Source organism: Pseudomonas sp. UV AK001, from assembly GCF_046097675.1.
GTDB lineage: Bacteria > Pseudomonadota > Gammaproteobacteria > Pseudomonadales > Pseudomonadaceae > Aquipseudomonas > Aquipseudomonas kribbensis.
In genome coordinates this window covers 1,561,934-1,585,264 of record NZ_JBJUVZ010000001.1, presented here as the reverse complement: position 1 = coordinate 1,585,264, position 23,331 = coordinate 1,561,934, and the positions used below count along the sequence as shown (strand labels likewise).

The 23,331-nt window shown below is 62.6% G+C and carries 23 protein-coding genes and 1 pseudogene; 10 read left to right on the top strand and 14 right to left on the bottom strand.

Features of this window, described 5'->3' with window-relative positions:
• Positions 1 to 26: 26 nt before the first annotated feature.
• The 6 genes and pseudogenes from leuD to ACKLNA_RS07195 all read right to left on the bottom strand — a co-directional run bounded on the left by leuD (position 27) and on the right by ACKLNA_RS07195 (position 4,382).
• The gene (leuD, locus tag ACKLNA_RS07220; protein ID WP_408985403.1) at positions 27 to 635 is read right to left on the bottom strand and encodes a 3-isopropylmalate dehydratase small subunit; all 609 of its coding nucleotides are present in this window, start codon (positions 633 to 635) and stop codon (positions 27 to 29) included.
• Positions 636 to 638: 3 nt separating this feature from the next.
• Positions 639 to 2,060: a 3-isopropylmalate dehydratase large subunit gene (gene leuC, locus ACKLNA_RS07215; protein ID WP_408985402.1), complete on the bottom strand. Its 1,422-nt coding sequence runs from the start codon at positions 2,058 to 2,060 to the stop codon at positions 639 to 641.
• 128 nt (positions 2,061 to 2,188) lie between these two features.
• Positions 2,189 to 2,701: a GNAT family N-acetyltransferase gene (locus ACKLNA_RS07210; RefSeq protein WP_408985560.1), complete on the bottom strand. Its 513-nt coding sequence runs from the start codon at positions 2,699 to 2,701 to the stop codon at positions 2,189 to 2,191.
• Positions 2,699 to 3,256, bottom strand: a pseudogene (locus tag ACKLNA_RS07205) (HD domain-containing protein); the annotation flags it as partial. The pseudogene ACKLNA_RS07205 and the gene ACKLNA_RS07210, both read right to left, overlap by 3 nt.
• Positions 3,257 to 3,341: 85 nt before the next feature.
• Positions 3,342 to 3,899, bottom strand: coding sequence for a helix-turn-helix domain-containing protein (locus tag ACKLNA_RS07200; RefSeq protein WP_408985401.1), 558 nt, complete (start codon positions 3,897 to 3,899; stop codon positions 3,342 to 3,344).
• Between the two features lie 78 nt (positions 3,900 to 3,977).
• On the bottom strand, positions 3,978 to 4,382 hold the full coding sequence (locus ACKLNA_RS07195; RefSeq protein WP_408985400.1) for a RidA family protein: 405 nt from the start codon (positions 4,380 to 4,382) through the stop codon (positions 3,978 to 3,980).
• Between the two features lie 133 nt (positions 4,383 to 4,515).
• Here ACKLNA_RS07195 and ACKLNA_RS07190 point away from each other — a divergent pair, with 133 nt between their 5' ends.
• A complete protein-coding gene (locus ACKLNA_RS07190) occupies positions 4,516 to 5,457 on the top strand; it encodes a LysR family transcriptional regulator (protein ID WP_408985399.1) in 942 nt (313 codons plus the stop codon).
• Here the strand turns inward: ACKLNA_RS07190 and ACKLNA_RS07185 are convergent.
• A complete protein-coding gene (locus tag ACKLNA_RS07185; protein WP_408985398.1) occupies positions 5,420 to 6,280 on the bottom strand; it encodes a LysR substrate-binding domain-containing protein in 861 nt (286 codons plus the stop codon). The two genes, ACKLNA_RS07190 and ACKLNA_RS07185, sit on opposite strands and share 38 nt — an antisense overlap.
• Before the next feature lie 137 nt (positions 6,281 to 6,417).
• Between ACKLNA_RS07185 and ACKLNA_RS07180 the strand changes: the two genes are divergently transcribed.
• The 4 genes from ACKLNA_RS07180 to ACKLNA_RS07165 are packed head-to-tail and all read left to right on the top strand — an operon-like array spanning position 6,418 to position 10,653.
• Positions 6,418 to 7,470, top strand: coding sequence for an agmatine/peptidylarginine deiminase (locus tag ACKLNA_RS07180; protein ID WP_408985397.1), 1,053 nt, complete (start codon positions 6,418 to 6,420; stop codon positions 7,468 to 7,470).
• Positions 7,471 to 7,473: 3 nt separating this feature from the next.
• Positions 7,474 to 8,382, top strand: a complete 909-nt coding sequence (gene aguB, locus ACKLNA_RS07175) for an N-carbamoylputrescine amidase (RefSeq protein ID WP_408985396.1) — start codon at positions 7,474 to 7,476, stop codon at positions 8,380 to 8,382.
• A 1-nt stretch (position 8,383) separates the two neighbouring features.
• A complete protein-coding gene (locus ACKLNA_RS07170; RefSeq protein ID WP_408985395.1) occupies positions 8,384 to 9,487 on the top strand; it encodes an extracellular solute-binding protein in 1,104 nt (367 codons plus the stop codon).
• 47 nt (positions 9,488 to 9,534) lie between these two features.
• Positions 9,535 to 10,653, top strand: a complete 1,119-nt coding sequence (locus tag ACKLNA_RS07165; RefSeq protein WP_408985394.1) for an agmatine/peptidylarginine deiminase — start codon at positions 9,535 to 9,537, stop codon at positions 10,651 to 10,653.
• Positions 10,654 to 10,662: 9 nt separating this feature from the next.
• Here ACKLNA_RS07165 and ACKLNA_RS07160 read toward each other — a convergent pair whose 3' ends face one another.
• From ACKLNA_RS07160 to ACKLNA_RS07145, 4 genes are read right to left on the bottom strand one after another with little or no spacing between them, the layout of a single operon-like run.
• Positions 10,663 to 11,325 (bottom strand): glutathione S-transferase family protein, encoded by a 663-nt coding sequence (locus ACKLNA_RS07160; protein ID WP_408985393.1) that lies wholly within the window; start codon positions 11,323 to 11,325, stop codon positions 10,663 to 10,665.
• A 32-nt stretch (positions 11,326 to 11,357) separates the two neighbouring features.
• Positions 11,358 to 11,765, bottom strand: a complete 408-nt coding sequence (locus tag ACKLNA_RS07155) for a RidA family protein (RefSeq protein ID WP_408985392.1) — start codon at positions 11,763 to 11,765, stop codon at positions 11,358 to 11,360.
• Positions 11,766 to 11,789: 24 nt separating this feature from the next.
• A complete protein-coding gene (locus ACKLNA_RS07150; RefSeq protein ID WP_408985391.1) occupies positions 11,790 to 12,284 on the bottom strand; it encodes a PaaI family thioesterase in 495 nt (164 codons plus the stop codon).
• Between the two features lie 58 nt (positions 12,285 to 12,342).
• On the bottom strand, positions 12,343 to 13,296 hold the full coding sequence (locus ACKLNA_RS07145; RefSeq protein WP_408985390.1) for a LysR family transcriptional regulator: 954 nt from the start codon (positions 13,294 to 13,296) through the stop codon (positions 12,343 to 12,345).
• Between the two features lie 143 nt (positions 13,297 to 13,439).
• Here ACKLNA_RS07145 and ACKLNA_RS07140 point away from each other — a divergent pair, with 143 nt between their 5' ends.
• Together ACKLNA_RS07140 and ACKLNA_RS07135 are read left to right on the top strand one after the other, a co-directional pair.
• A complete protein-coding gene (locus tag ACKLNA_RS07140) occupies positions 13,440 to 14,618 on the top strand; it encodes a M20 aminoacylase family protein (protein ID WP_408985389.1) in 1,179 nt (392 codons plus the stop codon).
• A gap of 30 nt (positions 14,619 to 14,648) precedes the next feature.
• On the top strand, positions 14,649 to 15,953 hold the full coding sequence (locus ACKLNA_RS07135) for an MFS transporter (RefSeq protein ID WP_408985388.1): 1,305 nt from the start codon (positions 14,649 to 14,651) through the stop codon (positions 15,951 to 15,953).
• 19 nt (positions 15,954 to 15,972) lie between these two features.
• On the opposite strand, the gene ACKLNA_RS07130 is transcribed toward ACKLNA_RS07135, so the two are convergent.
• A complete protein-coding gene (locus ACKLNA_RS07130) occupies positions 15,973 to 16,257 on the bottom strand; it encodes a FecR/PupR family sigma factor regulator (protein ID WP_408985387.1) in 285 nt (94 codons plus the stop codon).
• A gap of 214 nt (positions 16,258 to 16,471) precedes the next feature.
• Between ACKLNA_RS07130 and ACKLNA_RS07125 the strand changes: the two genes are divergently transcribed.
• Positions 16,472 to 18,382 (top strand): tyrosine-protein phosphatase, encoded by a 1,911-nt coding sequence (locus tag ACKLNA_RS07125; protein WP_408985386.1) that lies wholly within the window; start codon positions 16,472 to 16,474, stop codon positions 18,380 to 18,382.
• A 30-nt stretch (positions 18,383 to 18,412) separates the two neighbouring features.
• On the opposite strand, the gene ACKLNA_RS07120 is transcribed toward ACKLNA_RS07125, so the two are convergent.
• Both ACKLNA_RS07120 and ACKLNA_RS07115 read right to left on the bottom strand, forming a co-directional pair.
• Positions 18,413 to 19,387, bottom strand: coding sequence for an AraC family transcriptional regulator (locus ACKLNA_RS07120; protein ID WP_408985385.1), 975 nt, complete (start codon positions 19,385 to 19,387; stop codon positions 18,413 to 18,415).
• A gap of 82 nt (positions 19,388 to 19,469) precedes the next feature.
• Entirely contained in the window at positions 19,470 to 20,375 is a 906-nt protein-coding gene (locus ACKLNA_RS07115) for a LysR family transcriptional regulator (RefSeq protein ID WP_248741361.1), read from the bottom strand.
• Between the two features lie 105 nt (positions 20,376 to 20,480).
• Here ACKLNA_RS07115 and ACKLNA_RS07110 point away from each other — a divergent pair, with 105 nt between their 5' ends.
• Both ACKLNA_RS07110 and ACKLNA_RS07105 read left to right on the top strand, forming a co-directional pair.
• A complete protein-coding gene (locus ACKLNA_RS07110; RefSeq protein ID WP_408985384.1) occupies positions 20,481 to 22,208 on the top strand; it encodes an amidohydrolase in 1,728 nt (575 codons plus the stop codon).
• A 41-nt stretch (positions 22,209 to 22,249) separates the two neighbouring features.
• Positions 22,250 to 23,323 carry a C45 family autoproteolytic acyltransferase/hydolase gene (locus ACKLNA_RS07105; protein ID WP_408985383.1) on the top strand — a complete coding sequence of 358 codons (1,074 nt, stop codon included), beginning with the start codon at positions 22,250 to 22,252 and terminating at the stop codon, positions 23,321 to 23,323.
• Positions 23,324 to 23,331 lie beyond the last annotated feature (8 nt).

Below are 23,331 nucleotides of genomic sequence, written 5' to 3'. Positions count from 1 at the left end.
TCGCTGAGCCACCCGGTTTTTTGTGTTCAGCTCAGCCAGGGATTTTCTGCCAGATGTCGCGCTTCAAACGCGCGAATCTGCCCGGCCCGTTGCAGCGTTGTGCCGATAGCGTCCAGCCCCAGCAGCAGTGACTGTTTGCGCAACTCATCAATCTCGAAAGCGATCCGTGTTCCGTCCGCCAGCTCGATGGTCTGCTCGGGCAGATTCACGCGGATGTGCGCGGTTGCCGGAACGCTGATGATGTCGGAGACCTGCTTGAGCTGCGCGGCATCGAGCTGAATCGCCAACACGCCGTTGCGCTGACAGTTGTCGTAGAAGATCCCGGCGAACGTGGTGCCGATCAGCGCCCGGATGCCGACCTGTTTCAAGCCCCACACCGCGTGCTCACGACTGGAGCCGCAGCCGAAATTCGGTCCGGTCACCAGAAACGCCGCGTCCTGCCAGGCGGGCTGATTGAGCACGAACCCGGGATTGGGTTCGCCCGAGGCCAGAAAACGCAGATCGAAAAATAGCCCCCGATCCAGCCCCTGACGATCGATGCCCTTGAGAAACTGCTTGGGCATGATCACGTCGGTGTCGATGTTGGCCGCCAGAAACGGCGCGGCGCTGCCGCTGATAGTGGTGAACGGTTGCATGGCTCAAACTCCCGGCGCGAAGGCGCGAACGTCAGTCAAATGTCCGGTGATGGCGGCTGCGGCGACCATTGCCGGGCTCATCAGGTGAGTGCGCGCACCGGCGCCCTGACGGCCTTCGAAGTTGCGATTGGTGCTGGACGCGCAGCGATCCCCCGGCGCGAGCACGTCGTCGTTCATCGCCAGGCACATCGAACAGCCCGATTGCCGCCATTCGAAACCGGCGTCGCGAAAGATCTGCGCCAGCCCTTCGTCTTCCGCCTGATCGCGAACCAGCGTCGAGCCGGGCACGATCATCGCCCGCACGTGGGGCGCCACGTGCTTGCCGCGCACTACGCGGGCAACGTCACGCAAGTCTTCGATCCGCGCATTGGTGCAGGAGCCGATGAAGGCGTGGCTGATGACCACTTCGCTCAGCGGCGTGCCGGGTTTCAGGCCCATGTAATCGAGGGCGCGTTGCAGACCCTGACGCAGTATCGGGTCGGGCTGGCTGGCCGGGTCCGGCACTCGTCCCCCGACCGGGGAGGCCTGATCCGGGCTGGTGCCCCAGGTAACCATCGGTTCCAGCGCCGAGACATCCAGGCTGACCTCACTGTCGAACACCGCGCCATGGTCGCTGTGCAGGCCTTTCCAGCGCTCGACCGCCAGCTCCCAGAGTTCGCCTTTGGGCGCGCGCGGCTTGAGTTGCAGATAGGCGAAGACCTTGTCGTCCGGCGCCATGAACGCCCCACGGGCGCCGGCCTCCACGGCCATGTTGCAGATGGTCATGCGTGCTTCGACGCTGAGGTCGCTGATCGCCGGGCCGGTGAATTCGATGGCATAACCGGTGGCTCCCGAAGCACCGATCTGCTCGATCAGCGCCATGATGATGTCTTTCGACGTGACACCCGCCCCCAGCTCACCGTTGACCGTCACCCGCATGGTTTTCAGGCGTTTGTAGACCAGGGTCTGCGTTGCCAGCAGGTGCTCGATTTCCGAGGTGCCGATGCCGAAACCGAACGCACCCAGTGCGCCGTAAGTGGTGGTGTGGCTGTCACCGGCCGCCACCACCATGCCCGGCAGAATGAAGCCTTGTTCCGGTGCGACGACGTGTTCGATGCCCTGGCGCTTGTCCAGCACATCGAACAGTTCGATGCCGAAGTCGCGGCAATTCTCTTCGAAATACGACACCTGCCGCGCACCGCCCACGTCGGGCATGGTTGCGGTGCGGGTCGGCGCGGTGGGGTTCACATGATCGACCACCGCCAGCGTCGCAGCCGGCCGCCAGACCTTGCGCCCGGCGTCGCGTAAACCACTGAAGGCTTGCGGACTGGTGTATTCGTTGGCGACCTGGCGGTCGATGTACAGCAGCACGTGGCCCTGATCGTCGAGATCGCAGACGGTGTGACTGTCGATGTGTTTCTGGTACAGGGTTCTGGGGCTGGGCATGGCGCAGGCTCTTTTCGGTCAGTGCAAAAACAACGTACGGACAGAATTGTTGATTGCGGAACCTGCATCAAGCGCGCATTGGTGAAGCCGTTGAACACGAAGTGTGAGTAATGGAAAGCAGTGGGGTGCTACTCGGTAGCCTCGAACGCCTCGTGGTATTTCACTACACCCACCGGCAACTCCCCACCAAACGCCAACGCCTGAAAATACTCCGCCGGAATCCCCGGCAACTCCAGGCCCGCATAAGCCTTGAAGCCGAAACGACCGTAATAGCCCGGATCACCCAGCACCACGCAACCAGCGCCGCCGATGCGCTGCAACTCCGCCAGCGAGGCTTTCATCAGCGCCGAGCCGATGCCTTGCTGCTGGCGGGTCGGGCACACGGAGATCGGGCCGAGGCCATACCAGTCCTGTATTCCGGAGGAAATCGTCACCGGCGAAATGGCCACATGGCCAACCACCGTGTCGTTCTCCAACGCCACCAGCGAAACACTGAGCTGGCCGGCGTGGCGCAAGGCGTTGACGATGAATTGTTCGGTGTGGCTGGAGTGTTCTTCGTGCTGGAACGCCGCTTCGGTCAATTTCGCGATGGCGTCGATGTCTTCGGGGCGTTCGTTGCGGATCGTGATGTGTGTATTCATGCGTTCTCGGGTATCCCGGTCGATCAGCGTTCGAAGGGTTTCGAACAGCGGATCGGCGTTGGTGTATTGCTTGCCGTAGGCCAGGTTGAAGCCATAGTCGAAGTCTGGCGGATTCTTCCCTTGAGTGTGTTGTAAAAGTGTTTCCAGCTTGTCCAGCGCCTTCACGGCCTTGGCTTCGGGAGAGCCGGCGTTTTCGTAGTCGTCCCAGAGTGCGAGGATTTCGTTTCTCAGGGCGTCGTCCAGGGAGCGGGTGAGCAGGAGCAAGTCGTTGCGTTCCTGTTCGCCCTTGTCGGGAAAACCGACTTGATCGACCGCCGGAATGTCACCGTTGATGGCCTCGCCGAGGTCGTGGATGACGCACATCTTCAGGACTTTCAGCACATCGAGCCCGCCCAGGTCGTCGGCAAACACGATCGCCATCAGGCACAGGCGCCAGCTGTGTTCGGCGGTGCTTTCGCTGCGCCCGGAGGACGTGTGCGCGCTTCTGAGGACGTCCTTGAGCCGCTCTGCTTCGCGCAGGAATTCGAGGCGTCCCTTGATTTTTTCGAGGTCCATACACTGGCCGGGATAGAGAAAACAGGGCTTAAAGCCTAGGCCCGGCCTCGATCATCGTCCACGCATAAAATATGCGGCGGGTGGCCTACAGCGTTTCCACCAGCCGTGCGGCGGTGCCGTCGGAGAGGGCGATCCGCGTCCAGCGGCAGAGACCCGGCTGGATCGGCACGAGGGTGGAGTCATTGCTGCCCGTCAGGAATTCCAGAGCCGGCGGCGCCTGGACTTCCCGCCAACCGGTGTCATCCAGCAAGGATTCCTTGTGCTGGATTTCCGCTGTCGCAAACCGCCACAGCGATTGCCCCAGCAGATCGCTCAGCGGGCTGGCGAACTGCGCGGCCCGGGCCGGGGAGCAGGCCAGAAGGCGATGGGTCAGGTCGCAGACGAGATGAACCGGCCGCGCACTTTCCGTCACCAGCCGTGCGAGGGCCTGATCGGCGGCGCTGTCGAGGCGCGCCGCGAGCAACGTTTCGAGTTGCCGATGCGCCTCCGGGTCCATTGCCAGCACACCGCTTTCCCAGCGGGAAATCGTCGACTGGGTGACCTTGAACAACTCGGCGGCATGGCTCTGCTTGACGCGGTGCAGCGCACGCCAGCGTCGCAGGGCGATGCCGGGGAGACTGGGCTTGAGCAAGGTGTCGGGCATGGCGATGGATCGCAAAAGGAATGCGGGCCGACAGTCTGAAGACTGGCGGCCCGTGCTGCAAATCGAAGCGATATCAGGTCACTCCGGCACTTTGGCAATCACCTTGATCTCGAACTGAAATCCGTACAGCCACGTCACGCCGACCGCCGTAATCGTCGGATGCGGCGCCTCGCCCCAGAACTCCGGCACCACTTCCCAGATGGTTTCGAAGGTCGATTGCGGATCGACCATGAACACCGTCACGTCCACCACGTCATCGAAACTGCCGCCGGCCGCGCCGAGAATCGCATTCAGGTTGGTGAACGCCCGTCGCACCTGTTGTTTCAGATCCGGCTCGGGCGAGCCGTCCTCAAGGCTGCCGACTTGCCCCGAGACAAACAGAAAACCGTTGGATCGAACGGCCGGCGAATAGCGATTGCGCTCATAGAGGGCATGGCGTCCGGGTGGGAAAACCACGTCGCGTTTTGGCTGGGCGTGGGTCATGGGGTGTCTCCTTCAATGGGTTGAAAACTGTGATGGAGAAACTCTAGGGGCTTGCATCGGCCCGATAAACGCGCAACCTTGGCGTTCACTGTTTGGGATAACCAAACAATCGAGCCGCCATTAGAGGTTGGATATGGACCGTTTTGACGCGATGCAGGCCTTCGCCCGGGTGGTGGAGGCGGGCAGCTTCACCAAGGCCGCCGAGACCCTGCACATGAGCAAGACCACCGTGACCCATCTGGTACAGCAACTGGAGGCGCGCCTGCGGGTCAAGTTGCTCAACCGCACCACGCGCAAGGTCAACGCCACGGCGGACGGCGCGGCCTATTACGAGCGGGTGATCAGATTGCTGGCGGACATGGATGATGCCGAGACCAGCCTTCCCGGCGCGGCGGCCCAGCCCAAGGGGCGCTTGCGGGTCGATGTGCCGAGCCCTCTGGCCAATCTGATTCTGGTGCCGGCACTGCCCGAGTTCTGCGCGCGCTACCCGGAGATCCAGATCGATATGGGCGTCAGTGACCGGATCGTCGACATCATTGATGAAAACGTCGACTGCGTGGTGCGCGGGGGCGAGTTGCGGGATCAGTCACTGATGGCCCGGAAGGTGGCGGATCTGCAACTGGGCGTCTATGCCGCGCCAGGTTACCTGGCCCGGGCCGGCATCCCGACGCACCCCCGGGAACTGGAGGACAGCCATCACCGGGTGGTCGGTTTCCTCTGGGCGCGCACCGGCAAACCGGTGCCTTACGCGTTGCACAACGAACACGAAGACTTGCAGATCAAGGGCCGCCACGTACTGGCGGTGGATGACGGCAATGCTTACCTCTCGGCGGGCCTCGCGGGACTGGGCGTGTTGTGGTTGCCCAAGTACATGTCCAAAGCACACGAGGCCAGCGGTGATCTGGTGCCGCTGTTCCAAGACTGGCGCCTCGATCCGATGCCGCTCTACGTCGCGTACCCGCCCAACCGTCACATCAGCCGCAAACTGCGAGTGTTCATCGACTGGATCGCCGAGGTGATGGCCCGCCATGCACCGGTCATGGATCGCCCAGGTTCGCCAGCAACCACTCGGTGAAACTGCGGGCCATCGGGTCGCTTTCGCTGTCGCGGTGGGTCAACAGCGCCCAGTTCGGGCCGCGAATAGTGTCGTCCACCAAGGCCTGCAACAGCCCGTCGGCCCGGGCCTTGCGGCTGAGCAACTGGCTGACCAGCGCGATGCCGAGCCCGCCGCACGCGGCGTCCAGCAACAGGCCGGGATCGGAGAAGTTCAGGCCCTGATCCTGCTGGCCGACATCGATCCCCGATTCCACCGCCCAATGGCTCCAGTCCATTTCCCGCTCGCCGTGCAGCGTTGTCCGCTGTGCGCTCGGTACGCTCAGCAGGCTTGGGTGACACGCCGGATACAGGCGGTCGGCGTGCAGCACCTTGAAGCTGCATTCGGCCTGGGAGCTGATGTCGTCGCGCACCGCCAGATCGATGGTCTGGGTGGCCATGTCCGGCACTTCATCGGTGCTGAAAATCCACAGATCCACCTTCGGGTGCTGACGGCGGAAATCCCCCAGACGCGGCAGCAACCAGTGCCGGGCAAACGCCGGCGTGGTGTTGAGCACCAGTTGATTGGGTTTCTGGTACTGCCCCAGCCGACGAATGCCCACCGACAGTTGCTGCAGCATCGCCTGAGTGGTGCTGAGCAGATCGTGGCCGGCGTCGGTCAGGGCGACGCTGCGTCCGCTGCGGAAAAACAGCGGCTGCTCCAGGTACGCCTCAAGGCTGCGGATCTGCTGACTGATGGCCGACTGCGTGAGGCTCAGCTCTTCGGCAGCCTTGTGAAAACTGCCCAGCCTTGCGGCGGCTTCGAAGCCGCGCAACGAGCTGAGGGGTGGCCAGTGTTTCAGCATGATCGATAAGTTCCTCTAATCAGTTTCCCGCTAAATCCATCGTTTGTTTGCCCGTCAGGCCGCCATTAGCATGCACGTCAACGCCGCCAAGGCTGTTTTCATTGAACACAATGGCTTAACTCAAAGGGCTTTTTACCATGCAGCAGAACAAAAACAACAACAGCGGTTGGATGATGCCGGCAGAGTGGGTGACGCACGCCGCGACCTGGATGGTCTGGCCCCACAACAAGGCCCTGTGGGAGTCGGGCTGGCGCGTGACCCTGCCGTTGGTGCAGGAAGATTTCGCCCGCGTCGCCAACGCCATCGCCCGGTTCGAACCGGTGAAAATGGTCGTCGATCCGTCGGCCATCGCCAGTGCCAAAGCCTTGTGCGGGCCGAACATCGAACTGATCCCGCTGGCGGTCAACGACAGCTGGTGCCGCGACTCCGGCCCGAGCTTCGTCGTTCACCCCGAGCAAGGTCTGGCCGGTGTGAGCTGGCGCTTCAACGCCTGGGGCGGCAAGTCGGCCCACGACCTGGACGAAAGCCTCGCCCGCCGCGTGCTCAATCATTTGGGCGGCGAGTGCTTCGGCACGGCGCTGAGCAACGAGGGCGGTGCGATCCATGTGGACGGCGAGGGCACCTTGATCACTACCGAATCGGTGCTGCTCAACCCCAACCGTAACCCCGGTGTGAGCAAGGCCGAGATGGAAGAACTCTTCAGCCGCCTGCTCGGCGTGAAGAAAACCATCTGGCTGCCGGGGGATCCGGATTACGTCACCGGCGACATGACCGATGGCCACGTCGATGGCGTCTGCGCCTTCGCTCGCCCCGGCGTGTTGCTGGTGGACGCCACTCACGATCGCAGCTCGGTGTACGCCGAAGTGGTGCGGGAAAACCGTCGCGCACTGGAGCTGGCGACCGACGCCCAAGGCCGCCAGTTCGAGCTGATCGAGCTGTACGAAGCCACCGACGCGGTGGACACCGAAGCCGAAGTGTTCTGCGCCTCGTACACCAATTTCTACATCGCCAACGGCGCGATCATTATGCCGGCGTACGGCATCGAGGCCGACCATGTGGCGGCAGAAACCCTGGCCAAGGCATTCCCGGGACGTGAAGTGGTGCCGGTGCAGATCAATCATCTGGCCCACGGTGGCGGCGGTGTGCACTGCATCACCCAACAGCAGCCAGCCTGGCCGGTGGAGGGTTGATCGATGACGATGCTCAAAGTCGCTACCACCCAGATGCCGTGCACCTGGGACCTGAAAAGCAACCTCGACCGCGCCGAGCAACTGGTGCGTGAAGCAGCGGCACAGGGTGCGCAAGTGATTCTGTTGCAGGAGCTGTTCGCCACGCCGTATTTCTGCATCGAGCAGAGTCACCATCATATGGCGCTGGCCGAGGAGTACCGCGACAGTCAGGTGCTGTCGCGCTTCGCCGCGCTGGCCCGGGAACTCGGCGTGGTGCTGCCGCTGAGTTGGTACGAGAAGGCCGGCAATGCCTACTTCAATTCCCTGAGCGTGGCCGATGCCGACGGGCGCCTGTTGGGCGTGTACCGCAAGACCCACATTCCCAACGCCATCGGCTATCAGGAGAAGGAATACTTCAGCCCCGGCGACACCGGTTTCAAAGTCTGGGACACCGCGTTCGGCCGTCTCGGCGTGGGCATCTGCTGGGATCAGTGGTTTCCGGAAACCGCGCGCTGCCTGGCGTTGATGGGCGCTGAAGTGCTGCTGTTCCCGACCGCCATCGGCTCTGAACCGGGCTGCGCGGATCTGGATTCGCGCGACCACTGGCAGATGACCATGCGTGGCCACGCTGCCGCGAACCTGCTGCCGGTGATCGCCTCCAACCGGGTTGGCCGTGAAGTGGCGGGCACCGATGCGGCGCTGCAAATGAATTTCTACGGCTCGTCGTTCATCTGCAACCACAAGGGAAAAATGCTCGCCGAAGCCGACCGCGCCAGCACCGGTGTCTTGGTGCAAAGCCTGGATCTGGCAGTCATGCGTGAAGATCGCCTGAGCTGGGGCATCTACCGCGACCGTCGCCCGGAAATGTACGGCGCCTTGTTGAGCCAGGACGGCCGTCACCTTAACGCCCGCTGGAATCCTCAAGGAGTCTGATATGCATACCTCACACAAGTGGTTGCTGGGCGCTCTGGGTCTGGCGCTGGTTGGTCTGATGCCGGCCGTACACGCCGAAGACAAGACGCTACGGTTGTACAACTGGGCGGATTATTTCGCCGAAGACACCCTGAGCAAATTCACCGCCGAAACCGGGATCAAGGTGATCTACGACGTGATGGACGGCAGCGAAACCCTGGAAGCCAAAATGCTCTCCGGCGGCAGCGGCTACGACCTGATCTTCCCCGGCGACACCGTGGCCGAAAGGCTGATGCGCGCCGGCAGCCTGTTGCCGCTGGATCCTTCGAAAGTCACGGCGATGAATGACATCGAACCGGGCCTGCAAAAACTGCGCAGCCATTACGAGCATTCGAACAAAGCCACCGTGCCGTACACCTGGGGCACCATCGGCCTGACTTACAACGCCGAGCAGATCAAGCAGCGCATGGCCGATGCGCCGGTCAACAGCCTCGACATGCTGTTCAAGCCGGAACTGGCGGCGAAATTCGCCGATTGCGGGATTTCGATGATCGACTCACCGGACGAAGTGCTGGCGGTGGTGCTCAATTATCTGGGCCGTGATCCGCGCAGCGCTAAGTCCGAGGATCTGGCAGCGGCCAGTGATTTGCTGATGAAACTGCGGCCGTATATCCGCAAGTTCCAGTCGCAACCAGTGACCGATCTGGTCAACGGCAACCTGTGCCTGTCCCTCGGCTACAGCGGTGACATGACCCAGGCCCAGCGCACCTCGGACAGCGCCGGCAAGAAGACCCGCTTCCAGTACCGCGTGCCCCGCGAGGGCACCACGGTGTGGATGGACACCATGGCCATTCCGGTCGATGCCAAGCATCCGGAATACGCCTACGCGTTCATCAACTTCGTGATGCGCCCGGAGAACATGGCCGCGATCAGCAATTTCACCGGTTACCCGACCTCCAACGCCAAGGCCCGGCCAATGGTGGATGAGGCGATGCGCAACAACCCGGACATCTACCTCGACGAAGCGACCTATGCTCGTCTGATACCGGGCAAGGATATTCCCCAGGCCGACATGCGTGCCCGCATGCGCACCTGGACCAAGTTCAAGACCGCCACTGCAAAGTGATTTTTCCGGGCCGCTTCGGTGGCCCTTTACACATCAGGAACGTACACATGCCCACTCGTCGCGAGTTCATCAAACAGGTTTCAGTCGCCGCCGGCGCAGGCGCTGCCGTCATGGGCCTCGGTCTGTCCCCGGCGCGGGTGCTGGCGGCCAGCGAAGGTCGCTGGTTCATGCCCGACGAGGGCGACAAACACGAACGCGCCTACATGGCCTTTGGCGCGCAGGACGCGATCTGGGAAGACTTCACCGAAGACGTCCAGGAAGCCCTGGGCCGCATCGCCCGCGCCATCGCCCGTTACGAACCGCTGACCATCTACTGCCGCAGCGGCGAACGCAGCCTGGCCGAAGAGATTTGCGGCACCTCCAACATCACCTACCAGATCGCCAACCTCGACGACATCTGGATGCGTGACATCAGCGCCAACTTCGTCATCGATGACAAAAGTGGCCTCGGTGCGGTGGACTTCAATTTCAGTGGCTGGGGCAACAAGCAGCAGCACTCCAAAGACGCGAAAATCGCCCAACGAGTGGCGCAAGACGCACAAGCGACCTACATCCGCAGCGAACTGGTGGGCGAGGGCGGCGGCATCGAAGTCGATGGCCACGGCACCGGGATCATGACTGAAAGCTGCTGGGTCAACGCCAACCGCAACCCCGGCTGGAGCAAGGCCGACGTCGAGGCGGAACTGAAGGCGCGTCTGGGCCTGCGCAAGATCATCTGGTTGCCGGGCATCAAGGACAAGGACATCACCGATGCCCACGTCGATTTCTACGCGCGCTTCGTCAAGCCCGGCGTAGTGATCGCCAACCTCGACACCGACCCGCAATCCTACGATCACAAGGTCACGCTGGCGCATCTGGAAATCCTGAAGAAGGCCACCGACGCCGACGGTCGCCCCTTGCAGATCCACACCGTGTCGCCACCGCTGAAGCCGCGCAAGACCAAATTCAACAAGAACAACGACGACTTCGCGGCCGGTTACATCAACTACTTCGTCATCAACGGCGCGGTCATCGCCCCGGAGTTCGGCGACAGGGACGCCGACAAGAAGGCCTTCGACCTGCTCAAACAGCTCTACCCGAACCGTGACGTGGTGCAGATCAACATCGATGCCATCGCCGCCGGTGGTGGCGGGATTCACTGCGTGACCAGTCACCAGCCGGCGTGAGGTCGTTCCTCAGCGAAACCGTTGGGGAAGCGCTTCGGCAAAGGGATAGAAGTCAAACCAGGGTTTGGCTTCGTCGATCACCTGGCTGAATGACGGGCGCTGTACCAGCCGCTCGAAATAGGCGCCGAGGCGAGGGCGGTCGGCGCCAAACGGCACCAGCGTACTGGCGTAGAACAGGGCCGGGCTGGCCGAGCAATCCGCCATGCTGTAGTCCGGGCTGGCGATCCACGGGTGGGTGGCCAACTGGTTTTCCAGCATGTCGTAGGCGGTGTTCAGCAACGTGCGCTGGCTGCTCAGGTCGGCGTTTCTGCTGTGGATGCGGTCGGCGACGATCTGCGACATCGGCGTCATCACGTAATTGTCGAAAAACCGGTCCCAGAGGCGAACCTGCAGCGCTGTGTCCCAATCGTCGGGGATCAGGCGGCCAGCCCCGGCGTGATAGCGGTCCACGTATTCAATGATCACGCTCGACTCCGGCACGTTGCGCTGGCGGGCACGATCCTGCAGCACCGGAAATTTGACCAGTGGCCACAGCGCCCGCAACTCGGCTCGTTCGGCTTCGCTGGACAGGTCGATCAGGCGTTTTTCGAAGGCGACGCCGTGTTCGTACAGGGCAATCAGCGCTTTGTGGCAATAGGACGACAACGGATGGTAGTAGAGGGTCAAGTCCATGGTTCAACGCCTCGCGTTGGTGGTGAAAAACACTACACAGGTATAGCGCGCCTGCGCACGGCCACACATTTGATTTCCACCAGCAACCCCGGATGGGCCAGTTCGCTGACGCCGATGCAGGTCCAGGCGCAGAAGCCTTTGGGGAATACGCGGTTTTTCACGTCACGGAACACCGGCATGTGTTGGCTCATGTCGACGTGATAGGTGGTCATCTCCACCACATCGTTGAAGGTGCAACCACCGGCCTTCAGCACTTCGTCGAGGTTTTCCCAGGCACGGATGAATTGCTGCTCGGGGTCTTCGATGACTTTCAGATCTGCCGTCCGGCCGACCTGACCGGCACAGTAAAGCGTGTCGCCGACCAGAACCGCCGGGGCATAACCGGCGCGTTCGACGATGGGCTTCATGGAGTCGGGGATGATGATTTTGCGATCGGGCATGGTGTTTTCCTTCAGCGTTGCATTTCAGCGGCCGTGGGCATTCGCCGCCAACTGTTCGGTATCCACCCGCACAAACACCGAATCACCCACTGCTGTCAGCACATCCCTGGCGTATACCTCGCAGATCACCCGGCTCTTGCGCCCGACTTCTCCTTCGACTTTCGCCTTCAATGTCAGCGGTACGCCCATCGGCGTCGGCTTGATGAACTTGATGCCGAGGTTGCCGGTGACGCAGTTGATGCGCGGCAGGCTTTCGGCTTCACGCCCTTCGGCGCGGTAGTGATAAGCCATCGCCGTCCAGTTGGAATGGCAGTCCACCAGCATCGCGATCAAACCGCCGTAGACCAGCTCCGGCCAGCCGCAGTATTTGGCTTCGGGCACATGCTCGGCCATGACATGCACGCCGTCCTCGTGCCAGAAGCTCTTGATGTGCAAACCGTGCGGGTTGCTGCTGCCGCAGCCGAAGCAGACGCCGTCGGGGGCGGCGGTGTCTTGCAGGGAGGTGTCGAGGGTGGACATGCCGGGGTCATCCTTAAACTGTTAGCCGAACCGGGCCGAATCTTAACCTTGAACGACGTCAGATCAACAACCCCAACGTATCGAACAACTCGACATCTTCCGGCCTCGCCGAGCGTGCACGGCGGCGGATCACTTGCAGCAGGCAATCGACAAAACACTGCGCCGCCGCCCCCAGCGGGGCGTTGCGCGGGGTGACGATGCCGATGATATCGTTGGCGAACGTCTCGGCCAGATCGAGCCGGGCCACGCGTTCACGGTAGCCGGGCACTGTCAGCATCGGTTCGGGAAAGTAGCTGAGCATGTCGGTCTGCTCGATCAGCGACAGGGTCAGTTGCGGCGAGTGGGCGCGGTGAATGTGTTGCAGGTCGATCTGCGCGCCGTGTTGCCAGAACAGCTCGGTCATCAAGCCTTCGTGGCTGGCGTCGGGGTAGTTGACCACCCAGTCCTGATCGAGCAGTTGGTGGATGGAGTCAGCCTTGCGCAACGGGTGCTCGTGGCGGGCGACCACCGCCATGCGGTAGGAGAAGATCGGTTCGCTGACGAACTCCGGACGCGGCAGCAGCGACGAGACCAGGCCCACCGCGAACTCCATGGTGCCGTCGCGCAGTTTTGGCAGGGCCACGGCCATCAGGCCTTCGAAGATCTCCAGACGCACTTGCGGCATGCGCTGGCGGAACAGGGTGACGACCTCCGGCAACAGGGTCATGCCCATCCACGGCGAGATGCCCAGGCGCAACTGGCCCTGGGCCTGATCGCTCAGGTGCGTCAGCTCCAGTTGCGCGCGCTCGAGCTGACTCAGCATCTGCCGCGCATGCTGCAGCAGCGACTGACCGTAAGCGGTCAGCACCACGCCGCTGGCATTGCGCACCAGCAGCGGCAATTGCAGGTGTTCTTCCAGTTCGCGCAGGGCCTTGGCCACGGCAGTCTGCGAAACCCCCAGTTGCCGCGCCGCCGCTCGAATGCTGCCGCAGTCGGCAATCATCACCAGCGCTCGCAGTTGATGCAGCTTCATCCTTTTCTCCCGTTGTGACGGTGTAAACCCACGGTTTTCAGCCCCCATTTTTTGCGACTGCCGCGGCATTCGGCAAGTCATTAGGATCGCAGGGTATCAGTCGAACACCCGAAAACGCCCCCATAAAAACAAGGAACCTGCTGATGACCGACCTGCCTGCACTGCCCGGTATCCGTGCGCTCGAAGAAGAAATGATCGCGCTGCGCCAACACATTCACGCCTACCCGGAACTGAGCTTCGAAGAGTTCGCCACCGCCGATCTGGTGGCGGGCAAGCTGAGCGAATGGGGCTATGAGGTGCATCGCGGACTCGGCGGCACCGGCGTGGTCGGCCTGCTGCGCCAGGGCAGCGGCGGCAAGATGATCGGCTTGCGCGCCGACATGGATGCGCTGCCGATCATCGAGCAGACCGGGCTGCCGTATTCCAGCCGCCACGAAGGCGTGATGCACGCCTGCGGGCACGACGGGCACACGGCGATGCTGCTGGCGGCGGCGCGTTATCTGGCCGAAAGCCGCGACTTCGACGGTTCGCTGGTGGTGATCTTCCAGCCTGCCGAAGAAGGCGATGGCGGCGCGCAACGCATGCTCGATGACGGTTTGTTTGAACTGTTCCCGTGCGACGCGGTGTTCGCCATGCACAACATGCCGGGGTTGCCGGTGGGCAAGCTGGGCTTTCTCGAAGGGCCGTTCATGGCCTCCACCGATACCGTGACCATCCGTGTCGATGGTGTTGGCGGCCACGGCGCGATGCCGCACAAGGCGGTGGATCCGGTGCTGGCCGGGGCGGCGATTGTCATGGCATTGCAGAGCATCGTTTCGCGCACTGTCGATCCGCTGGACACGGCGGTGGTGACGGTGGGTGCCTTTCATGCCGGGATCGCCGCCAACGTGATTCCCGATCACGCCGAGCTGCAGTTGAGCGTGCGTGCACTCAAGGCCTCGGTGCGTGACGAATTGATTGAGCGCATCACCCGCATTGCCCAGGCCCAGGCCAGCGGTTTCGGGGCGCGGGCGACGGTGGATGTGGACGAGGCACAACGCTTCCCGGCGCTGTTCAACGATGAAGCCAAGACTGCTTTTGCGCGGCAAGTGGCGATCGATTGGGTGGGCGAGGAAGGGCTGATCCCGAACATGAAACCGCTGACCGGCAGCGAAGATTTCGCGGTCATGCTGCAGCGCTGCCCCGGCTGTTATCTGCTGATCGGCAATGGCGACGGGGAGGGCGGCTGCATGGTGCATAACCCCGGTTACGACTTCAACGACGATTGCCTGGCGACCGGCGCCAGTTACTGGGTGCGACTGGTGGAAGCCTTCCTGGCCTGATCCGCTTCGACAACTTCAGGAATTCGCCCCATGTCCACTGCCATTACCAGCGCCGCGGCCACTGCAGTCGCGACGCGCAAACCCATCGGTGCGCGGGCCATTGCCGCGATCACCATCGGCTCCGGCCTCGAGTTCTATGATTTTTCTGTCTACAGCTTTTTCGCCACGCTCATTGGCCGGCAGTTTTTCCCGGTAGAGAGCACGCTGGGGCAATTGCTGCTGTCACTGGCCACGTTCGGCGTCGGCTTCGGCATGCGCCCGATCGGTGGGATCGTGCTCGGTGCCTACGCCGACCGGGTCGGGCGCAAACCGGCGATGATGCTCACGCTGTGGCTGATGGCGCTCGGTTCGCTGCTGTTTGCCATCGCCCCCACCTACGCGCAGATCGGCCTCGCGGCACCGGTGCTGATTGTGCTGGCGCGATTGGTTCAAGGGTTTGCGATGGGCGGCGAAGTGGGGGCCTCCACGGCGATGCTGATGGAATACGCCGACGACAAAAACCGAGGTTTCTACGGGAGCTGGCAGCTGTTCAGCCAGGGCTTGAGCTTCATGTTCGGCGCGCTGGTGGCGCTGGGGTTGAGTTCGACCTTGTCGGCCGAATCCCTTGAAAGCTGGGGCTGGCGATTGCCGTTCGTACTGGGGATGCTGGTGATTCCGGTGGGGCTGTATATCCGTCGCCACCTCGATGAAACTGCCGAGCAGGAACCGCCGGGCGATGGCGTCACCTCCGGCCTGCGCCTGATTTTCCGGGACTATCGCAAAGTCCTGCTGACCGGCGTGCTGCTGGTCATCGGCAGCACGGCGTCCAGCTACATCGTGCTCGATTACATGACCAACTACACCGTCAGCGTGCTGCACCTGCCGATGACCATGGGCACCACGGCTGCGTGTCTTGGCGCGCTGGTGCAAATCAGTCTGTCGATCTGGGCCGGTCGACTGAGCGACCGCATCGGTCGTCGCCGCACCATCGCATTGGGCTGCATTCCGATGCTGTTGCTGATCTATCCGGCGTTCATGTTGATGAACCGCTTTCCGACCCTGGGCACGCTGCTGGGTGTTTCGATGGTCACCACATTGTTTCTGGTGCTGATCACCGTGCCGACGCTGGTGCTGGTGACGGAGATGTTCCCCCGCAAGATTCGCGCGTCGGGACTGTCGATCATCTATTGCCTGGGTGTGTCGGTGTTTGGCGGGTTTGCGCAGTTCTTTGCCACCGGGCTGATCGGTCTGACCGGCAACAACAACGCGCCTGCGCTGTATGTGATGACGTGTCTGTGCCTGACCCTGGCGGGGCTGGCGATGGTGCGGGAGACCGCAGGCAGGCCGCTGGAGTGAGCGGCCCGGGCGCGGCGCACTAGTTGCGCTGCGCCAGGTTGCGTTGAAACTCTTCGAAGCTGCAGGGCAGCGTCGTGGCTTTGCGTTTCTTCGACTTGTCGTGCTCGTCGGGCAATTGATCGCTCAACTCCCAGACCTCAAGCATCTTCGCGTACTCGAAGGCGTGGCGCGGGCTGCTCTGAATCCATTGCTGGAAGGCCTGGCGTTCGTCAGGCGTGCAGGTTTCGTCTTGCAGACGCAGGCACCAGTGCGCCGCCTGATTGAGGACTTCATCGTCGGCGTCTTGAGGGCTTTGGAGGTTCATTGACTGCTTCCAGGATGGCCGGAGAGGGCACTTTACCCTGCCTCTTGCAAAAAAAACGTCAAAGATCGACAGGGATTTAGCCTGCCTGACGGACAGAACGCGCGCCCGCCGGACAGATCGCGCCGCCATTTACGCTTTTCGCAGATTTGCCATATTCAGTCACATTTCGTTGTAGATAGTGGGCAGCCCAACCGGTTTCCAATGAGGCTGCATCGTGTTTCCACGTCTTCTGTGTTCGCTGTCCGTGTTGAGTCTGTCCATTGCCGCCGCCCACGCGGCCGACCTTGATACCCCGCGCCTGCAGGGCATCGACAACTTCCGCGATGTCGCCGGTATCACCACGGCCTACTCGACGACCCATGACGGCACGATGCGCGCCGGTGTGTTCTACCGCTCCAACGCGCTGACGCCGACGGCGTCGGACCTGGCGACCCTCAGCGGTCTGGGGATCAAGGCGGTTTTTGACCTGCGCACCCCCAGCGAAATCGCGGCCACGCCGGACACGATGATCAGCGGCGCAACCTATCAAAACATCGACATCATCGGCGCCACCACTTCGGGCGCGAACATCACCACGGTCTCGTTCAAGAGCGCGGCCGATGCGATTGCGATGATGCAGGAGACCAACCGCGCCTTTGTCAGCGACGCCGGCATGCGCGGTCAGCTGGGCGTGCTGTTCAACGAACTGGCGGGCGTCGACGGCGCCGCGCTGTTCCACTGCACCGCCGGCAAGGACCGCACCGGCTGGACCGCCGCCGTGCTGCAAAGCATCGCCGGGGTCGACAACGCGACGATCATGAGCAACTACCTGGCGACCAACGACTACACCGCCGCCCGCGTGGCCAAGACGCTGGCGATGATGCCGCCGAGCATGGCCGCGGTCTATGCGCCGCTGCTGGGCGTGGAGGCGAGTTACCTGCAAGCGGGTCTGGATCAGGTGACCGCGCAATACGGCAGCATGGACAACTACCTCAAGCAGGGTCTGGGTCTGTCCCAGGAAACCATTTATGTGCTGCGCGGCAAAATGGTCGAGTACAACAGTCTGCCGGGCCAGGTCGGACTGGTCGGCAACGCCGCCGCCGGTGCGCAACTGTTACAGGAATTGCAGAACAGCAAGCTGTCGGGCACCTACAGCGCCTACAACTACTACCTGCAATCGGCCATCGACGCCGGCACTCTGGGCGGCGTCGAGTCTACGGTTGGCGGTCAGGTGCACGCCGATGCGGCCAGTTACCTGCTGCGTCAGAACGCGATGATCGAGCAAGCCGCCGCGCCATTCGCCAGCGGCACCGACCTCAGGGTCGGCCAATACCGCTTGTGGAGCACCGCGCTCGCCGGTTACCTCGGCACCGAAGGTTCGGCCCATGCGCAAAGCAGCAACGAACACAGCCAGGGCCTGATGGTCGGCGTTACCCAGCGCTTCTCCGAGCAACTCAGCGCCCGGGGCGGGATTGGTTACAGCAAAGGTACCGTCGGCGGGGCGGGCGGCGAGGCTGATACCGACTTCACTTTCCTCAATCTGGGTGCCCGTTACGGTTTCACCAGTCTGGAACGTGGTTTGTTTGCCGATGCCAATCTCAGCGCCGGTTACGTCGACTACGACAGCAAGCGCGACCTCGGCGGTGGTCTCGGTTCGGCGAAGGGCGACACCCACGGCAACCTCAGCGGCGCCACGCTGGCGCTGGGTTATCGCCTGCCGATGAACGATGTGGTTCTGGAGCCGAGCTTCGGCGTGCGCGTCAGTCGTCTGGACCTGTCGGGCTTTCAGGAGAAGGGCAGCGAACTGGCCCTCGACGTCGACAGCCTCCAGCAAACCCGTCGCAGCGCCGTGGCCAATCTTGACGTCTCGTTTGCTCCGATGCCGATGGGCGCGTGGCAACTGGTGCCGGGCGTGCGGGTCGGCTACGAGCGTGTGCTCGGTGATCATCAGGTCGACAGCGAAGGCCATCTGCTGGGGCTGGATATCGAACAGCGCGCGGCGTTCGACAACCGCGATCAGTTCAGCGGCGGCGTCAACCTGATGGCCAGCCTCGGCGCGCTGAGCCTGGGCGCCGAAGTCGGTACCAGCGGTGGCGGCGACAGCCACGGTTTTAGCGGCGGGCTCAAGGCCAGTTATCAGTTCTGATCAATTTGAAGGTGAAGAAAAAGGACTGCCTCAGCGCAGTCCTTTTCGCATTTCTGCGGGGCTCACGCCGTAGGCGTCCTGAAAGTACTGGCAGAACCGGCCGACGTTACTGAATCCGTATTGCAGGGCCACGTCGGTCACCGATGACGATGGGCCGTGCTTCAACGCTTCGCAGGCACGTTCCAGCCTGACCTGGCGCTGGTACGCCACAATCGACGTCCCGACGAACCGCCGGAAGCCTTCCTGCAAGGCCCGCAGGCTGACGTTCACCAGCCCCGCCAGATCCGTCCCGCTGACCAGTTGCTCGGGATGCGCCTGAATGTATTCGATGGCTTGCTTCACATGCCGAGGTGCGATCTGCGCCTCGGGTCGGCGCAAGGCTTCGCTGAAATTGTGCGGCCAGGCTTCCAGCACCGCGTCCACCAGCATTTCCCGCAGGCGCGACGGCATCAGCGAACCGGCGTTCAACAACAGGTCGAATTCGGTGCCGGTGGCCAGGTCGATCAGTGCACGAATGCCCTGAAACGCCGGGCTGTTCAGATCCACCCGCGGCTCGAAATGCAGCTTGTGCACGATCGGTCGGCCCAGCAGTGACGACAGGCGCTCGGTGAGCGCCGCGCGGCTGATCGACATGCCGTGCTGGGCATGATTGTCGACGAAACGCATCGAGCGCAAATCCGCCTTGTCGATGGCCAGCCCGATGTGGGGCAGGCCCAGGGATTCGGCGGAGTCGTTGAAGATGATCCGGCCGGCGGTGGGAATCACAAAGGTGATTTCATCGTAGGGCTCGGGGAACGCTACGGTGAAATCGCCCCGGTAATGCATGCGCCGGAAACTGACGCCGTCGTGCCGGCCGTAGACGCCGCCGATGATGATGTCCTTGGGCGGCGGCGGTGTGTCGCCATAACGATTGCCGAACATGCGGGAGAACAGCGCACCGAAGTCGTCGCAGGACATGTCGGCGGATCTGAGAATGATGGTCTGGCGCGTCGGGCTTGAGTACACCGGGAAGGTCACCTTGGCAGTCGGGGCAAAGAGGCGCGAGGACGTTAGCAACCGAGAATGACAGCGACATGACACAAACGGATTACCCCGCTTGCCAATGCGCCTTCAGGAAATCGATGAACACCTTGACCTTGCGTGTATTGCGCCGATGGGCCTGATACAGCACGTAGATCCACGGGCCGAAAGCGCTGGGTTCACGCCAGTATTCAGGCATCAATTCCACCAGTTCGCCCCGGGCGAGATACGGCGCGGCGCTCCACTGCGGGAGAAATTGCAGGCCCTGGCCGTCGAGCAGGCAGGCCAACAGGAAATCGTAATTGTCACTGGCGATGCGCGGGGTCGGCTGGGTCATGCGCAAGCGTCGCTCGCCTTGCTTGACCCACCAGAAATGCCGGTTGAGCAGCGGGTGACGGAAGATCAGCCAGTCGTGCTGGTGGTAGTTGTCCAGCGACACATCGCTGCCCTTGCGCGCCAGATAGGCCGGGCTGGCGCAGAGCTGCACGCGGTTTTCCACCAGCGGCTGGGCGATCACTCCCGGCAGATCGATCGGCCCGTCACGCAGCGCCAGGTCGTAGCTGCCATCCACCGGGTCGTCGTAGTTGTCGCTCAGATCCACTTCCAGATTCACCTGCGGATGCTCGTTCAGAAAGCGGCAGCACACCTGATTGAGAAAGGCCGGGGCGAAGGAGGGCGGGGCGATGATGCGCAACTCACCGCGCAATTCGTGCTTGAGCTGTTCGACACCTTCGCTGGCCAGTTGCAGTTGCAACAGCGCCTGACGCGCGCCTTCCAGATAGATCCGCCCGGCTTCGGTCAGCGCCATGCGTCGTGTCGTGCGGTCGAACAAGCGGCTGCCGAGTTCCTCTTCCAGTTGCGCTACGGCCTTGGTCAGGGCCGACGGCGTGTTGCCGAGCACCTCGGCGGCACGGCTGAAATTACCGTGCTCGGCGGTGGCGACGAACATGGTCAGGGCGCTCATTTTGTCCATTGATCTATTCCTGATGGGCACAGAAGTTGTGCGTGAGACGGCATTCAGTTATTCGGCGGGCTTGGCTAATCTGGCCTCAGCCTAACAAAAATAACGAGAACGCTCATGAGGCAGCTTCTGACCCTGATGGTGTCGTCCGCACTGGCCTGTGCCTCGCTGGAAAGTCTGGCGGCCACCGATCTGATCCTGCACAACGCGAAAATCTACACCGCCGAACCCGGCCAGCCGTTGCAGCAGGCCATCGCCATCGAAGGTGACAAGGTCGTCGCGGTCGGCTCGAATGCGCAAGTGCTGCGCCTGAAGACCGCCGACACCCGGCTGATCGATCTGGGCGGCAAAGTAGTGATGCCCGGTTTCATCGACTCTCACTCCCACACGATCAAGGGCGGCCTGCAGATGCTGCAGGCCAATCTCGACGGGCAGCTACTGCCGCTCGATGAACTGGAATCGCGCTTGCGCCAATGGCGTGAGGACGGCAAGGCCCGGCGCGGCGAGTTCCTCAGCGTCGGCGGATTGCCCTCGACTTACTGGAACCAGACCGACGCGCTGGAGCAACGTTTCAATCAGGGCGAGTGGGCCGATCAGCCGTTGTTGCTGCTGGGCTGGGACCTGCACACCGGCTGGGCCAATCAGGCGATGCTCAAACGCGCCGGCATCGATGCTGCGCGCATCCAGGCGCTCAAGCCCGAAGAGAAAGACACCCTCGGTCATCATCCGGACGGACAACCGAACGGTTTTATGGTGGATGCCGGGCTTTACCCGGTACAGGCCCTGTTGCCGCCGCCGACCGATGAAGCGCTGCTGGCGGGCGGTCGCGCCGCGCTGGATTACTACAAGAGCCTGGGCATCACCGGTTGGATGGACCCGCTGGCCAACGAACTGCCCGGGGCCGACGTGAAAAACGATTCGCTGGGCGTGCTGCCGACGTACAAGACGCTTTCGGAAAACGGCGAACTCACTGCCCACGTTGCGGCACTGTTGATGGCGGATTCGAAAGCCACGCCAGCGGATCTCGATGAACTGGACAAGGTCCGCCAGCAGTTCCTCGGCGTACATAACCTGACCCTGCCGGGCATCAAGGTGTTTGCCGACGGCGTGGCCGAGTCGCCCGCACAGAGTGCGGCGATGCTGGAGCCATACAAAAACTCGAAGAAGTCCGGCGAGCTGCTGATCGACCCGGCGCACTTTGGCGAACTGGTCAGCGCCGCCGACGCCCGTGGCTGGCTGGTGCACATCCACGCCATCGGCGACCGCGCGGTACGCGAATCCCTCAACGGCATCGAGCAGGCGCGCAAGGATCGCCAGAGCGGCATCGCTCATTCGATCACCCACCTGCAAATGGTCAACCCGAAAGAGTTCGCCCGCTTCAAGGCGCTGAACGTCATCGCCTCGATGCAGATGTACTGGGCCAGTGCCGATGAGTCGAGCATGGATCTGGTCAAGCCCTACGTCAGCGCCATGGCCTTCATGTACACCTACCCGGCGCGTTCGCTGCTCAAGCAGGGCGCCACCATCGCCGGCGCCAGCGACTGGCCGATCACAACGCCCGAGCCGTGGAAAGCCATTTATCAGGCCGTCAGCCGCAAGGGCCCGAAAGGCGTGCTCAACGCCGCCGAAGACATCGACCGCCAGGTCATGTTCCAGGCCTACACCCTCAATGCCGCCAAGGTTCTGCGACTGGAAGACCAGATCGGCTCACTCAAACCCGGCAAACAGGCCGACCTGATCGTGCTCGACCGCGATGTGTTCACGGTCGCCCCCGAAGCCCTGCGCGACACCCAGGTGCTCAACACCTTTTTCGCCGGTCGTGAAATCTATCGCCGCCAGCCGTAAGCCGCACTCCGATTACAACGCCAAAAAAAGGAAAACCTTTCGTGAACCTTCATTGCTTCGTCACCGACACTCGCAACCCGCAAACCCGTGGGCACCAGATCGGTGATGCCTTCAGCGCGCAGATTCGCCAGACCGTTGCGCTGTACCTCGACTTTTTCAATCAGCTCGATATCCCGCCGCAGCAAGTGCGCGCCATCGGCGAAGCCAGCCTGAAAGCCCTTGGAGACTGGAGCCCGGCACTGGCCGAGGAAATCGTCGCCATGGCCGAAGGCGCGGATCTGCCGCTGTGGCAACTCGCGGCCCTGAACGCCCGCACCGAAATCCTGGCGGTGATGCCCTCGAATGAAGGCGAATGCTCGACCGCTGTGTTCGCGCCCCATGGCCCACAGGCGCCGAAAACCATCCAGACCTGGGACTGGCACGACACGCTGGTGCCCAACGGCCTGATCCTGCAACTGACCACCGACGCCGGGATGACCGTCAAGCTGTTCACCGAGTTCGGCATGCTCGGCAAGATCGGCGTCAACAGCGCCGGGCTCGGGCTGCACTTCAACATCCTTCACCATGCCAGCGACAACGGCAGCGGCGGGGTGCCGGTGCACGCGATTGCGCGGCGGATTCTGGAACAGGCGCGCAGTGTCGATGAGGCCATCGAACTGGCGCGTTCGGCACGGGTCAGTGCGTCCACGGTGCTGACGGTATTCACTCGCGAAGACTCGAAAATCCGCGCCTGCAGCATCGAAATGTCGCCGGCCGCCACCGCCGTGGTGTTGCCGAACGCTGAAGGCTGGATCACCCACACCAACCATTTCCTCGACCCGGAGCTGAGCGCTGGCGAACGCACGCCGGACGCCTCGACCACCTACGCGCGCATCAATCACGTCAACGCCTTGCTGAGCGGCATGACCGAGGGCGACCTCGTGCGCCGTGCCGATGCCATGTGCGGTGCGGCCGGCGAAGAGGCGCCGATCTGCTTCCATCCCGACCTGAGCATGCCGGCCACCGAACGCTGGGAAACCTTGCTGACCATTGGCATCGACACCGAATCCTGTGTGCTCGAATTTGCCGCCGGCAACCCGAAACAGCTGGCCCGCAACGGTTACCAGCGCTTCTGAAACCCTTG